The organism is Bordetella tumbae, assembly GCF_965139195.1.
GTDB lineage: Bacteria > Pseudomonadota > Gammaproteobacteria > Burkholderiales > Burkholderiaceae_B > Bordetella_A > Bordetella_A tumbae.
Genome location: NZ_CBCSJH010000007.1, coordinates 132,488 through 145,052, shown reverse-complemented (window position 1 = coordinate 145,052; position 12,565 = coordinate 132,488). Strand labels below are relative to the sequence as shown.

Genomic DNA, 12,565 nt, shown 5'->3' with positions numbered 1-12,565 from the left:
GGCTCGTTGCAGGCATTGGGCTCATCTTGATTACAACGAGCCCATCGATGGCTCAGACGGACTATCCGGCTCGTCCTGTCAGGATAGTCGTTCCTTTCTCGGCCGGCGGCTCGACTGATCAGATCGCCCGTTCCCTGGCCGAAGGTTTGAGCAAACTCTGGCAACAGCCCGTGGTCATCGAAAATCGCGACGGGGCGAGTGGTTTGATCGGATCGCGGGTGGTCGCTGAGTCCAAGCCCGATGGATACACCTTGCTGTTCGGCACACAGACCACGCAATGCGTGTTGCCCCACATTGTTTCGCAGATGCCCTACGACGCTGAGCGCGCTTTTGTTCCAATCACTGAGCTGGTCTCCATTGCCCAGGTATTGTCGGTGCCGCCTTCGTCTCCGTTCCGTTCTTTGGAAGAATTCGTGACCTATGCGAAAGGCCATCCGGGCGAATTGACCTTTGGCGGCGGCGTGGGAGCCACCACCCATATGGCAATGGAGCTATTCATGTCGCAGGCCGGTATCCAGTTACTGGGTATCCCTTATAAGGGATCTGCTCTGTCGATGAATGACTTGCTGGCGGGCCGTTTGGATTCGATGTTCGACGTCATTATGACGAGTCTTCCACATATCCAGGCAGGGCGTTTACGCGCATTGGCGGTGACCAGCGCGCAACGACAGCCTCTCTTGCCCGATGTGCCGACGGTAGCCGAACTGGGATATCCCGGGTTCGAGACGAACGTTTGGTTCGCATTGTTTGCTCCACAGAATACGCCGGCCGAGATCGTCCAGAGAATTGCCGAGGATAGTCGCAAGGTAATGACCGAACCCGCGCGTCGCCGCATTTTCAATGAATCGGGTTTTCAGATTGTCGCCAGTGATCCGGCTATCTTTGCAAAACGGGTCCAGCTCGAGAACGAAAAGTGGGGGCAGGTGGTCAGAAAGGCCAATATCAAGCTGGAGTGAGCGCCCTGGAGGCTATTACTGGACGCGGCAGTGAGCGGACAAGTCGTCACAAAGCAGTTCGCTCGAGCCTGCCGCCGGAAACATGGAACTTCGTATCTGCTACTCGCACCGCGTAGTTTCCCATTGTTTGAACCTGTTCTCGGTCGATTCCTTCACACAGCAATAGCCCATTGTCCGTGATCGCATACACACGGCACGCATCCGCTGCAAAAACTCGGTTCAGAAATTGCAGCGTCGAGGGATCGATACCCGCGATAGGCTTGCGATAGCTCCCCCCGAACAGCATGTGGCCATGTGCGTCGATCAACAGCTGGTCGTGGACGCCGCGTGCGCTGGCGGGATCGACCTTGCCGGGTTTGGTGACGGGCTTGCCGCGATAGAGCAGGGTATCCCCCAGGCGCGCGAATGAATGCCCGAGGGCGTGTACTGCTGAAGGGTCGTCAATGCCACGCTTGCGCACGCCTTCCACGATCAACCCCTTTGCATCGCGGGCGTAGCTGTCGCCTAACACCTCGAAGCTCTTCATATCGGCCTTGACGATGAAAAACTCGGGCATCGGTGCATTGCTGTCGAGATAATAAGCCTGTCCTTTGTCCCTGAACCAAGGGCCGTCGGCCTTTTCGAAGCTCGCCGCATTTGCTCCCCTTACAGGCTCGCGTCCATAGCGTTCAAGGCCTGGAATGAAATAACGCAGACCGTGCCGGTCCTCGCCGAAGACATCGGCGATATGGCGGAAACTGTCGTGGTCGATGTGATCAAGCGATACCCATTCCCCGTCACGAGGGCGCAGCGGTCTCACCAGGATTCTGTTGCCATCACTGAAATAAGGACCACCTACCGATACCGGTTGGTCGGTAGAGGATGGCGATGCTTCGCGTCTGGTCTTTTCCCGATGCCACCAGCTATCAGCGATCTCGGGGTGGGCCTCGAAATATTCTTTCCAGTGTTTGAATTCGCCCGAGACGGATTGAGGTTTTCCAGCGTAATAGGGCCGGTCTTTGTCATAGGCGCAATACTGACCGGCCTCCGAGGCGCAGGTAAAGCTCTCCCTATCGGCGTCGAGGATGGGTTCGTTTTCCCAATAGATATGACGCTTGTCCGCGAAATACATGCCCTCATCGCCAATGGAATGGAACGTCGATGCATCCGCGCCATCTATCGCCATGCCATATGCATAAACCTTGCGGCTGTCTTTTGCATAGTGGCTTTCATCGACGTGGATGCCGGGCTTTTGTCCGCGTCCATAGTAGTAGCTGACGATTTCGAATGTGCCGGGTTCCTCGGTCGGCAAGCGGCGGTTGGTGATGTAGTAGGCCGCAGCTTTGTCGGCGCCATAGCGCTCGTTCAGTACGGCGAAGCTGTCAGGATCGGCGCCGCGGGCGACAAACCAGAATAGCTTCGTGGGCGTTTCGCCCTGACCGTAGACACGCTGGTCGTCGCAAAACCACCGGTCGCCAAGCTGCCGGAAAGTCAACGGATTCACACCGTCAAGCGCGGTGCCCTTGCGGTCCGAGATCGGCGCGCCATCGACATAGACGTGGCTGCCATTATGGACATAGCGAATGGTCGGGAAACGCCGCTCGCAAATGTAGTGCGCCGTCCAATCCACGTTTGCAAAGGGGCCGATGTGCGGATTGCCATGGATTGCCTGCCTCAGGGCGGTGAGCGCGCGGCGCATGCTGAAAGGCCCTGGTTGGAGTGAGGGCAGCGAGATGCCTCCGTGTGCCATCAGATGGTCGAACAGCCTGCTGTCCTGTTCCGGTTCGGCAAGCCCGTCGCGCTGGTAAGCGCCCGTCACCCAGCCGGTGTTGGCAAAGTGCAGCTGCCGATAACGCTCGTTGCACTGCTTTAAACGCACAGCATCAATGCCGAGCAATGACAGTATTTCTGCGCGTGGATATCCGGCGTCTCTAAAGAGACTGGCGGCATACCAGTGTGCATAGGCGAGCGGAAAGAATTCGGTCAGCTCTGTTTTCTTCAATTTGCCTCATCCTTTGCTTTGTCTGTTGATGTTGATCCCCTCCGTGCCGGCCCTCGACATTCATCAAGAGTACGCTAATCAACGAGCATACTTGGTTTCGCTGCCAACTCTCGTTGACGGTTCGAGTCACGAGTTGTCACATTGACGGTCAAGCTCGGCACAAAATGCAATGTACTTGTCATTATGAGTCGTGATAATCGTTTCAACCAGTTGGAGAGAGAAGTGCGGGTGCCAGCACGATCATGGCGGGATCTTTGCGGCTTGATGGCCGCAGCGTCAATCGGTTTATGGTTTGTATCGTGGCCAGTGTGGGCGGCACCGGAAAGTGAAGATGCCGTGCTGCAGAGCGCATATCCCTATGTCGTCGTCGAGCAGGATCTGAAAGAGGTTCTGCGTGAATTGCGGCGCAATCTGGGCATCCCTGCGGTGATCTCGGATAAGGTCGGCGGCGTTGTTCGCGCGGGTGCGCAGCACGACGGCACGGTAGCGACTTTCATGCACCGTTTGGCGGCTGCGCATGATCTCGTCTGGTATCTGGATAAGGGTACGTTGTTTGTCACCACGCAACAGGAGAGTGTCACGCAGTGGTTGGAGGCAGCGCATCTCGGTGCGCAACGGCGCGCAGAGATCGCCAAGCTGTGGTCTCAAAAAGGAGAGGGTGTCAGCGTTACGGTGGATGATGCGTCACGTAGTTTGATTGTGACGGGGCCTGCCGAATTTCGTGAGCGCGTGGCTTCCGTAATCTCCACAAAGCCGTCTCCTCCTGCCGCACGAGGTAGCGGCATGGGCGTAACGGTGTTTCGCGGTGCATCGGGCGGCCAGCATGTCGTGGTGCCTCGTTGAGTTTTGCTTGGGGCCATGGGCCCGAGATTGATTAAAGGAGTAAGGCGATGTCGATTACCCCCGTAGATAGTTCATCGATTACCGAGCCGGTGACTAACGATGCAGCATTTGATGACGCCGTGAAAAACGCCAAGGAAGATCCCGAATCGTCCGAGGCGTTGGATCAGGTGATCGAACAAGGCGTCGGGTTCCTGATGCAGACCATCGTGTCGCCGCGTATGAACGAGATCCTCAGCGAAGCGACGTCCGACGAATAATCCGGCAACTGCCGTCATACGAAACGCGATGGAATTGCCCAGTCATCTTGGCGTTACGCCGAACGCGGTACTCCCTACTGACAGCGTGAGTCCTGTCTCGCAGAATCTATTTGAGGCGATGGCCGAGCTCGCCCGTGACAGACATCTCACCGATCTGGGGCAGGTTGGCCAAGCATTGTCTGGGCATCTGGACAGCTATCTGGAACGCACCAGGTCGTTTTCCGAACGCGTCAAGCAGATGTCCAGCGGCGATCCTGTTTACAGCGATTCGCTTCGGACCATGAATACCGGCGCCGAGCGTACTGACCCACGCGTGATGACTGTCCTGCAATCTTTGAGTGTGATGTTCGATTACTCGATCGAGACGCAGGTGGTCGTGCGCAGTGCCACGCAAGTCTCGGGCGCAGTTAACACATTGTTGCGAGGACAGTAAGTGTACAAACGGCTCTGGCGCTGCACGATGCGTGTGGCCGTGGTGCTTTTCAGTGTCGTGGTGCTGCAAGCCTGTCAGGCGGACCTGTATTCGGGCCTGGACGAGCGCCAGGCCAATCAGATGATCTCGGAGCTTTCGAAGCATGGTGTGCAGGCGGGACGGAAAGCGGCCAAGGACGGCAGCCTGACGGTCACCGTTGACGAGAGTCAGTTCGCCACGGCGGTGCAGATCCTGGAGGCGTCAGGATTGCCAGAGGCGCACTTTGCATCGCTGGGAGATGTATTCAAGAGCAACGGGTTAGTGGCTTCGCCGACGCAGGAACGGGCGCAATTCGTATACGCCATGAGCCAGGAACTCTCGAACACGGTGTCGCAGGTCGATGGCATTCGTACGGCACGCGTACATGTGGATCTGCCCGATGACGATGCAAGACGCCGCACGAACAGAGCAGCCTCGGCGGCCGTGTTTGTGCGATATGACGCCGGTGTGGACATCGAGCCGCTAATCCCCAAGATAAAGTCGCTGGTCGCGGGCAGTATTTCCGGCCTGGATTACGAGCGCGTCTCTGTCATTCCCATCGCAGCACCGGCGCAGGCTGGCTCAGATATACCGAGAATGACCACGTGGATGGGCATTTCGATTCCTGAGCAAAGCGCAGGAAAACTGACGCAGCTGGCGGTCTTGATGGTCTTGCTTATCGCGGGGTTGGCCGCTGTTGCGACGTGGTGGAGAGCCCGCCGCTCATTACGATCAGTCCGCACCTATCGTCAATCTCCCGGCAATGGCTGATTCCACTATCGTGAGCCGGCCCTGGAAGGATTTTCAGGACGACCCATTGCCGGGGGTGCATGCCGATTACATCGCGGACTGTCTGCGGCCGCTTCGCATGCTGGACGAAGCAGCGTTTTGGACCGCCGTTGGGCAACAGCGTGAACGCACACTACTTGTCAGGCTGCTGCAGCAACAGTATGCATTACCGCCCTTATCGGTCTTGCAGCCTGCGTCGCATGATGCGGCCTTGATGGCGTTGAGTGCCGAGGCATGGCGAGATGCCGCAGCTGCCTGCGGCTTGATGTATTGGTCGCGGAGTCTGGCACGCGAGGTGCGTGGTCCTGTTTTGAGGCAAATCGAACAGCGCTTGGGCAGAGCTTGGTGGCATTGGGTAGAGCTAGGCTTGGCGGAGTCTATAGAGGCAGAAAGGGTTCCCCAATCTAGCGCGACGCCTGATGAGCCATTGGCATGGCCGTCCTGGATACAGCGTACAGGCCAAGAGATATTGGAGGCCTGGCGAAATGATTTGGATCCCGGCCTCTTGGCGTGGGCCGGGCTCAAGAACGCGCCAGGCGACGAGGTCACGCCCCATGTCCGGCAACTGGATCATCCGTACGGAAAACGTCTGTTGCTTCGTCTGAGCGCGCTTGTTGCCATAACGCCGGAGGCCGCATGAGCATTCAGAGAAAGCCCGAAATCGAAATCCCCATTCTGCGCGCCGAAAGCGTCGCGGCTTGGCGCGAGGGTGAGCAGTTCCTCGAGCGGGCAAAACGGGACGCTGCAGTGACGATGCAGCAGGCAGCGATCGACGCACAGCAAGTGCAAGAGCAAGCACGGCAGCAGGGATACGACGACGGCCGGCAAGCGGGGCTGGAAGACGCCGCCCGTCTCGCACTGGAGATTACCCGGGCGCGCGATGACTACCTGCAGTGTCTGACGCCGCAGCTGATACAGGTGGTCGATGCCGCTGTGCGCAAGATTCTGGGGAGTCTGGATGATATTGACCTGATCGAACGTGTCGCAGCCAATGCCATGCAGGGTCTGCGCGGACCCCTGAAAGTCACGCTGCGCGTACCGCCAGGGTTCGCTGACGCGTTGCGCGAGCGCGGTGCGCTTGCAGATAAATACAAGATCTGCCTGGTCGAAGACGGCATCCTGCAAGGCTCAATGTGTTTTCTGGAAACGCCGTTAGGCACCATCGAACTGAGCGCTCAGACCCAGTGGGAGCGGATTTTTCGAACGGTGTCTCCTGCGGAGGGAACCGAACTGTGACCGCGGCCGTTGCGATAACAGCAGAACGCGATCCGATGGCTGCCCTCAAGGCCGCCATTGAGCACGCCGATAGCCGGCCATATCAAGGCAAGGTGCTGGAAGTACGAGGGCAGACTATCCGGGCCTGGTTGCCAGGCGCTCGTCTGGGCGAGTACGGTCATATCGAGCCGTTATCCGATCGAGGGCAGAGCATCCCTGTGGAAGTCGTCGGCTTTGAGAGCGAGCATGCATGGCTGGCGCCGATGGCCAACGTGAACGGGATCAGTGCCGGCAGCCCGGTGCTCCGAACGGGCCGTGAATTTCATATAGCTGTGGGACACGGCCTGCTGGGCGGGGTCATCGATGCTTTTGGCCGCAGCCTGGATGCTCGCTCGCCCATCCATTCGAGCGAGCTTGAACTGCGTCCCGTCGATGTGCCCGCGCCGCCTGCCATTCATCGCAGACGGATTCAGCGACCGTTCTTTCTAGGGGTGAGGGCGATCGACGGCATGCTGACGGTGGGTCAAGGGCAGCGTATCAGTATTCAGGGCGAAGCCGGAGCTGGCAAATCCTCATTGCTGGCGTCCATGTTGGCGGGGGCCAAAGCAGACGTGATCGTCCTTGCCTTGATCGGCGAGCGCGGGCGCGAGGTGAGGGAGTGGGTCGAGGATGCCATGACAGCGCAGACCCGATCACGTACGGTTACGGTGGTGGCAACATCGGACCGGCCGGCCATGGAACGGGTCAAAGCGGCAGCAACGGCAACCAGTGTGGCCGAGTACTTTCGCGATTTGGGAAAGCATGTACTGCTTTTGGTCGATAGTGTGACGCGTTACGCACGTGCCTGGCGGGAAATCGGCCTGGCCGCAGGAGAGCCTCCGACGCGCCGCGGTTATCCGCCTTCGGTATTTGCTGCATTACCGGATCTGATGGAGCGCGCGGGGCCGGGCCGAGTGGGCAGCATCACGGGGATCTACACGGTTCTGACAGAAAGCGAAGGCGAGGCCGATCCCATTGCCGAAGAAGTGACGTCTATCGTGGACGGCCACATCGTATTGGATGCGCAGCTGGCGCGCCGCAATCGTTTTCCCGCGATCGATATCCTGAAAAGCCGTAGCCGGTTGATGGAGAAAATCGTCTCCAGTAATCATTCAAAGGCTGCTGCGCAAGTGCGTGAGCTGATGGCACGCTACGCTCAGATCGAACTGTTGATGCGCCTGGGTGAGTATGTGCCAGGCACTGAGCCAGAGACGGATCGCGCTATTGAGCGCCACGAAGCGATCGAGCGCTTTCTGCGGCAGGATAGGGATTCCATTTCTACGTTTGCCGAGACCGAACGCCAACTGCGAGGGTTGATCAGTTGAGTCTGGACGTAAACGACCTGATGGCGCTGAAAGAAGTACGTGCCCGGCGAGAAGAGCGGATGTCGATATTGCGTCGTCAGCATGCGCATCGATGCGCGCAACTCGAACAAGACGTGCAGCAGGCACGCCTGCGTGCCGAACGTTTGGCGCATGAAATCAAGGGGCGGCAAGACAAACGATGGCAAGTGTTGCTCAGCGGGTCGTTTGATCACATCGATCTTTTGTCGGTGTCTGTACAGGACGAGGCGGATGCTGAGCATGTCGAGCAGGCAGAACATCATCTGCAGGGCCTCTTGGCGGCATTGCGCGAGGCCATCGCACGTTGGGAAGAGATTGTCGATCGCCATATCACGGCTCTGCGCAAACTGGAAAGCTGGGGGCAGTTCGTAAACGATGAAGGCCGGCAGCGCGCGAAGCGCGATGCGCTGCGTGCGGAGATGATCCAGGACGACATGCGCGGAGCTCGACATGCTGGATGATGGCAACACTCAGCAGATCAGGGCGCTCTGGCCGTCGCTGCCCGTCTATGACAAGTCCTGCGCCGCATTGACGGGGACGGGCGATACCTGGGCATTAACGGATTTCCCCGTATTGGGCCAGAACCTGTCATGCCGTGTGAGTCGCGCCCTTGATACGGCACTGCCCCCGTCATGCAGCGTAAGCCTCACGTGGAAACGAGGCCAAGGCCGGTTGCATGTCGATGGTGGCTGGCTGAATGCCCTATGTGTCAAAGCAGGGTTGTCAGCGCCCGAACAGGATGGATGGTCATGCACAGGTCTGCCATTGACGGAGTTTCTGCTGCGCTGGCTGCTATCGGGCCTGTTCAATCAATTGAGTATGGCATTCGAGGGGGATCCTATCGTCGAGGCGCCGTCGGCGTGCTCCGGCATGGACCGCGGTGCACGCCTGGCGTTGACATTGCGCGCCGCAGACGCGTCGGAAAAAACCTGCATATGGTTGGATCTGCCTCAATCGTTGTTGGCGGTCCTGCCTCGAAAAAAAGAGGACGAGTGCGACGCATTATGGCAACGCGTGCCTTTCGTTGCGAGCCTTCAGGCCGGACATCAGGCGCTGCCGCTGCATCAGTTGGAATCGTTGGCGTACGGCGATGTTGTGCTGTTGTGTAAACCGCTGGACGCATTGCAACTGGTGCTGCCTTCTGGTCAGCAGTCCGATGTCCGGATCGATGGCAACCATTACGTCGTCACCAACGGTTGGTATGTGGATGAAAGAAGAGAGGTCTCTGTGAGCACGGTCAATGAGCAGGTGAATAGTATTGGCGACGATATGTTCGAGCACATGAATGTTCAATTGGTGTGCGAGGTCGGCCGGATATCTTTGACGATAGCCGAGTTGAAGTCCCTGAAGCCGGGAGCCGTGCTGCCCATGGAACGGCGCGCGCAGCAAGCTGTGGATCTGATCGCGAACGGGTTGAAAATCGGACAGGGGGAATTGGTCCGCCTGGACGACACGCTGGGTGTGAGAGTGACCAGGCTGGCGAAATCGAATGGCTGAGAGCTCGCCGAATCTCGCGCTGATTATTCTGCTGGTCGCGACGGTTGGTCTGCTGCCGTTGATCATCGTGACGATGACGGGCTTTCTGAAAATCTCCGTTGTGCTGTTTCTGATCCGTAATGCGCTCGGAGTACAGCAGACGCCACCGAACCTGGTGCTATACGGTATCGCCCTGATCCTCGCCAGCTATGTGACAGCGCCGCTGATAGGCGAAATCGGATATCAGTTCCAGGACACGCAGATACAGCTGAACTCCGTCCAGGACTTGAAAGACATCGCCGAACGAGTGCGTATCCCGTTGCAGGCACACTTGGCCAAGTATGCGACGCTCGAAGAGCGCGAGTTTTTTCTCAATGCGACCGATGGGCTCTGGTCCGAGCAGGCCCGCCATAACCTGAAAGACGACGATCTTGTGGTTCTGGTGCCGGCCTTTGTCGGCTCGGAGCTGGCTCGTGCCTTTGAGATTGGGTTCTTGCTCTATATCCCGTTCCTGATCATCGATTTGATCGTATCGAATCTGCTCATGGCGATGGGGATGATGATGGTATCGCCGACGTTGATCTCCGTGCCATTGAAGATTTTCTTGTTCGTCGTGGTCGACGGCTGGTCGAAACTGATGCACGGACTTATTTCGAGTTATGGGGGGTGATCCCGCATGGACAAGACGCTGATCATTTCCATCATGAACAAGGCGTTGATGACCGTACTGCTATTATCGGCGCCGGCGCTGCTCATTGCCATTTTGATAGGTTTTGGCGTGGGCTTGCTGCAAGCCTTGACACAGATTCAGGATCAGACACTGCCGCAGGCGGTCAAACTGGTGGCCGTCTTGCTTGCCTTGATCGTCGGGGTGCCTATGCTGGCGGGACAGGTGTCCAGTTTCGCGGATCAACTGCTGACTGGTTTCCCTCTGTGGACGCGCTAGCGGTTTCTCCGATCTCCAGTTGGGTATCGATCTGGGTAGAGGTTGCGTATCCAGTATTGACGGCGGCGTCTCTCGCTATGGCCCGGTGTTTGGGGGTGGTGCTGATTTCACCGGTCTTTAATCGCCTCGGCATGACGGGGCTGCTGCGGTCGGTGGTCGCCCTGGTGTTTTCGCTGCCGGCGGTTCCCATGCTGTTGCCGCTGGTGACCGCTGAGACGTCACACTCGCCGCTCGCATTCGTCGGGATGCTCGGGGTGGAGATGATTGTCGGCATGCTCCTGGGCGCCGTCTATGGCGTTCCCATTTGGGCTGCGGAGGCGGCCGGTGAACTGATTGATCTGCAGCGCGGCTCCACCATGTCGCAACTGCTGGATCCGATGTCTGCCACCGAGTCCAGTGTCACCGCCACGTTGTTCAGTATTTTGGTTATTGCGCTGTTCTTCCTGTCGAACGGTCTGTTCGTGTTGTTGCGCGGTATCTATGACAGCTATGCCATTTGGCCCGTTGGCGAGTTGTTCCCGGCACTTCAAGAGGGGACGGGACTGGCAGTCCTCGGGCTGCTTGATCACGTCCTTGCGTTGGCGGTACTGATGGTTGCACCCTTGATGGTGGCCATTCTGGTAGCGGATCTGTTGCTGGCTTACTTGTCCCGGATGGCACCCAGTTTGCATGTGTTCGACTTGTCCATGCCGGTCAAGAATCTGCTATTCGTGGTGTTGATGGTGTTGTACATGGCGTTTCTGATACCGGATATGTTGACCGCTCTCGATACGGTGACGAGCGTTTCCGATTGGGTTGCCCAGGACGTGGTGCATCCATGAGCGGCGATAGCAGCGAAGAGAAATCACAGCCCGGATCACAAAAGAAAATCCAGGACTCGCGCAGGAAAGGCCAGGCGCCCAAGAGCCAGGACATGATCACGGCGCTGGTCGTGTTGGTATGTACGATTTATCTGGGGTTCTCCGCGCCGCAGATCGCGGCGCGTGTCAGATCGCTGTTTCAAGAGATCTCGGATGCGTTGGGGGATCGGCACCAGGTGTTTGCGCAGGTATGGCCTACTCTCGTTGCAAAGGCACTGGACGTGCTCATGACGGCTACGTTTCCCATATTGATTATTGTTGTCTTTGTCGTTGTGCTTGGCAATCTGGTGATCTTGAAGGGATTTATATTTTCGGTAGATCCAGTCAAACCTGATTTCAAGCGTTTGAACCCCGTCGAAGGGTTCAAGCGCCTATTCAGCGCGCGTAATCTGGTCGAATTTCTGAAATCGCTATTCAAAGTGCTGGTGCTGGGCGCCGCCTTCATCCTGGTCTACAAGACAAGCCTGCCCTATTTATTTGGCGCACCTTCCTGCGGCCGACAATGCATCTATATGTCGTTCAGGCAGCTGTTTATTCCCCTTTCGATCACGGCGATTCTGGCGTTCTTCGTGACGGGATTGATTGATTTGCTGTTGCAGCGATGGCTTTTTGCACGAGATATGCGCATGTCGCATAGTGAACTCAAGCGCGAGCGGAAAGATACCGATGGTTCCCCGGAAATCCGCAAGGAGCGCACGCGGCAGCGCAACGCACTGCAGAGCTCGTCATCAGCTCGCGGGGCGCATATGGCTTCGATACTTGTCGGTGCAGACAATGCCTGGACGGTAGGGTTGCGTTATCGCCGCGGAGAAACCAAGGTGCCCGTCGTTGTGTATGTTGCTGCACCGGAAGCGTCATCGCAGATATGGACTGCGGAGAACAGATACAGCATGCCGTATATATACGATCCGGCCCTGGCCAGGGAAATTACGCGGCGGACCGCAGTAGGAGAAGCCTTGCCAGAGCAGTTCTTTGATCGTGTGGCGAGGATCCTGGTCAAAGAGGGCTTGATATGACGCATATGCCATCCCCAACACGAAAGGCAGTCTGTTCATGCTGAACGCTCGTGATCCGTGTTGTAACGATGTGAAAACGTAATGTACGCGTCACGAGTGAACGACACAATGAATTGCTCGTTGTGAATCGAGTCCGGCCTTGACGGCTGGTTCATTGATGAATGTTTTGTCCAATTTTTTCTGGAGTTAGCTATGAGCAATGTGACCCCGACCTCTGGTGGTGCTGAAGGTTCGATCGAGAAAATGGAAGCCGCGTTCGATCGCGCGATCGAACTGTCGGCCAAAGTGACTGAAATCACGACCGAAAAAAAGGCTGAGCTCGACGCCTCCAAACAGCGTCCGCAGAACTAATCGCTGCCTCGAGGCCGAAGTCTTGGCTTCGGCCTTTCCCTA

The 12,565-nt window shown here is 57.6% G+C and carries 16 protein-coding genes; 15 read left to right on the top strand and 1 reads right to left on the bottom strand.

What is annotated here, in order from left to right:
• Positions 1-47 precede the first annotated feature (47 nt).
• A complete protein-coding gene (locus ACNA0J_RS10990) occupies positions 48-956 on the top strand; it encodes a Bug family tripartite tricarboxylate transporter substrate binding protein (RefSeq protein ID WP_415818898.1) in 909 nt (302 codons plus the stop codon).
• Positions 957-1,002: 46 nt separating this feature from the next.
• On the opposite strand, the gene ACNA0J_RS10985 is transcribed toward ACNA0J_RS10990, so the two are convergent.
• A complete protein-coding gene (locus ACNA0J_RS10985; RefSeq protein ID WP_415818897.1) occupies positions 1,003-2,937 on the bottom strand; it encodes a DKNYY domain-containing protein in 1,935 nt (644 codons plus the stop codon).
• A 336-nt stretch (positions 2,938-3,273) separates the two neighbouring features.
• On the opposite strand from ACNA0J_RS10985, the gene ACNA0J_RS10980 reads away from it, so the two are divergent.
• The 14 genes from ACNA0J_RS10980 (at position 3,274) to ACNA0J_RS10915 (ending at position 12,523) form a co-directional block, all read left to right on the top strand.
• Complete coding sequence (locus tag ACNA0J_RS10980; protein ID WP_415818896.1) at positions 3,274-3,780, top strand: hypothetical protein; 507 nt, start codon at positions 3,274-3,276, stop codon at positions 3,778-3,780.
• A 47-nt stretch (positions 3,781-3,827) separates the two neighbouring features.
• The gene (locus tag ACNA0J_RS10975) at positions 3,828-4,037 is read left to right on the top strand and encodes a hypothetical protein (RefSeq protein ID WP_415818895.1); all 210 of its coding nucleotides are present in this window, start codon (positions 3,828-3,830) and stop codon (positions 4,035-4,037) included.
• A gap of 28 nt (positions 4,038-4,065) precedes the next feature.
• The gene (locus ACNA0J_RS10970) at positions 4,066-4,470 is read left to right on the top strand and encodes a hypothetical protein (RefSeq protein ID WP_415818894.1); all 405 of its coding nucleotides are present in this window, start codon (positions 4,066-4,068) and stop codon (positions 4,468-4,470) included.
• Positions 4,471-5,259 carry a type III secretion system inner membrane ring lipoprotein SctJ gene (sctJ, locus tag ACNA0J_RS10965; protein ID WP_415818893.1) on the top strand — a complete coding sequence of 263 codons (789 nt, stop codon included), beginning with the start codon at positions 4,471-4,473 and terminating at the stop codon, positions 5,257-5,259.
• Positions 5,252-5,917 (top strand): hypothetical protein, encoded by a 666-nt coding sequence (locus ACNA0J_RS10960; RefSeq protein ID WP_415818892.1) that lies wholly within the window; start codon positions 5,252-5,254, stop codon positions 5,915-5,917. The genes sctJ and ACNA0J_RS10960 overlap by 8 nt, the downstream gene beginning before the upstream one ends.
• Entirely contained in the window at positions 5,914-6,513 is a 600-nt protein-coding gene (locus ACNA0J_RS10955; protein ID WP_415818891.1) for an HrpE/YscL family type III secretion apparatus protein, read from the top strand. Before ACNA0J_RS10960 ends, ACNA0J_RS10955 begins: the two co-directional genes overlap by 4 nt.
• 35 nt (positions 6,514-6,548) lie before the next feature.
• Entirely contained in the window at positions 6,549-7,856 is a 1,308-nt protein-coding gene (locus tag ACNA0J_RS10950) for a FliI/YscN family ATPase (RefSeq protein WP_415818890.1), read from the top strand.
• On the top strand, positions 7,853-8,335 hold the full coding sequence (locus ACNA0J_RS10945; RefSeq protein ID WP_415818889.1) for a hypothetical protein: 483 nt from the start codon (positions 7,853-7,855) through the stop codon (positions 8,333-8,335). The genes ACNA0J_RS10950 and ACNA0J_RS10945 overlap by 4 nt, the downstream gene beginning before the upstream one ends.
• Positions 8,325-9,371 carry a type III secretion system cytoplasmic ring protein SctQ gene (gene sctQ / locus ACNA0J_RS10940; RefSeq protein WP_415818888.1) on the top strand — a complete coding sequence of 349 codons (1,047 nt, stop codon included), beginning with the start codon at positions 8,325-8,327 and terminating at the stop codon, positions 9,369-9,371. The genes ACNA0J_RS10945 and sctQ overlap by 11 nt, the downstream gene beginning before the upstream one ends.
• Entirely contained in the window at positions 9,364-10,020 is a 657-nt protein-coding gene (gene sctR, locus ACNA0J_RS10935) for a type III secretion system export apparatus subunit SctR (RefSeq protein WP_415818887.1), read from the top strand. The genes sctQ and sctR overlap by 8 nt, the downstream gene beginning before the upstream one ends.
• 6 nt (positions 10,021-10,026) lie before the next feature.
• Positions 10,027-10,296, top strand: a complete 270-nt coding sequence (locus ACNA0J_RS10930; RefSeq protein ID WP_415818886.1) for an EscS/YscS/HrcS family type III secretion system export apparatus protein — start codon at positions 10,027-10,029, stop codon at positions 10,294-10,296.
• Positions 10,284-11,117 carry a type III secretion system export apparatus subunit SctT gene (sctT, locus tag ACNA0J_RS10925; protein WP_415818885.1) on the top strand — a complete coding sequence of 278 codons (834 nt, stop codon included), beginning with the start codon at positions 10,284-10,286 and terminating at the stop codon, positions 11,115-11,117. The genes ACNA0J_RS10930 and sctT overlap by 13 nt, the downstream gene beginning before the upstream one ends.
• A complete protein-coding gene (locus tag ACNA0J_RS10920) occupies positions 11,114-12,172 on the top strand; it encodes an EscU/YscU/HrcU family type III secretion system export apparatus switch protein (RefSeq protein ID WP_415818884.1) in 1,059 nt (352 codons plus the stop codon). Before sctT ends, ACNA0J_RS10920 begins: the two co-directional genes overlap by 4 nt.
• A gap of 192 nt (positions 12,173-12,364) precedes the next feature.
• Positions 12,365-12,523 (top strand): hypothetical protein, encoded by a 159-nt coding sequence (locus ACNA0J_RS10915; protein ID WP_415818883.1) that lies wholly within the window; start codon positions 12,365-12,367, stop codon positions 12,521-12,523.
• Positions 12,524-12,565 lie beyond the last annotated feature (42 nt).